The sequence below is a fragment of the Kitasatospora nipponensis genome (genome assembly GCF_039528135.1).
Lineage (GTDB): Bacteria > Actinomycetota > Actinomycetes > Streptomycetales > Streptomycetaceae > Kitasatospora > Kitasatospora nipponensis.
In genome coordinates this window covers 1-619 of record NZ_BAAALF010000852.1, presented here as the reverse complement: position 1 = coordinate 619, position 619 = coordinate 1, and the positions used below count along the sequence as shown (strand labels likewise).

General features: G+C 64.6%; 1 protein-coding gene. It reads right to left on the bottom strand.

Annotated elements, in window-relative coordinates; translation table 11 throughout:
- A partial coding sequence (locus tag ABD323_RS43695) for an amidase (RefSeq protein ID WP_344447571.1) occupies positions 1 to 456 on the bottom strand: 456 nt, incomplete at its 3' end.
- Between the last annotated feature and the right edge of the window lie 163 nt (positions 457 to 619).

Sequence of the window (619 nt, the reverse complement as noted above, 5' to 3'; positions counted from 1 at the left end):
CATTCTGCTGGTATCCCAGGGGTTCTTAACGAACCCGTATTGCGGATTCGCCGAGGTTGCGCCCCAGGCGAACTCATGCATGTTCGTCTTGCCGAGCAGGATCGCTCCGGCGGAGCGCAGCTTCGCTGCGACGGTGGCATCCCCGACCGGGCGTCGATCGGCGAGTACCTTGCTACCCGCGGTGGTGAGCTGGTCGCTGACGTCGATGTTGTCCTTGAGTACCACCGGCACGCCGTGCAGTGGGCCGAGCCGGTGACCTGCGTTGATCATCGCTTCGCTGGCTTTGGCCACGGTCAGTGCCTCCTCGGCCAGCACCGAGATGAACGCGTTCGTCTCTGCAATGCGCTCGGTCCGCTGCAGGGCGGCCTGCACTAGCTCGACCGGTGAGACCTTCCGCCGAGCTACGCGGTCGGCTGCCTCGGTCAGCGTCAAATCAAGAAGTTGGTCGTCAGTCATCAGCGGGCTCCGCCTGGTTCGTCTGTGGAGCCGCGAACGGGGTAACTGGCATGACCTCGTCCAGCTCCGCTGCCCGCATTCGCGCGTTGAGCGCGTGCGATCCGGGCAGCCATTCGTTCAACACATTGGTGATCGCGTCCGCGCGGTCCACGCTTAGCGGCAG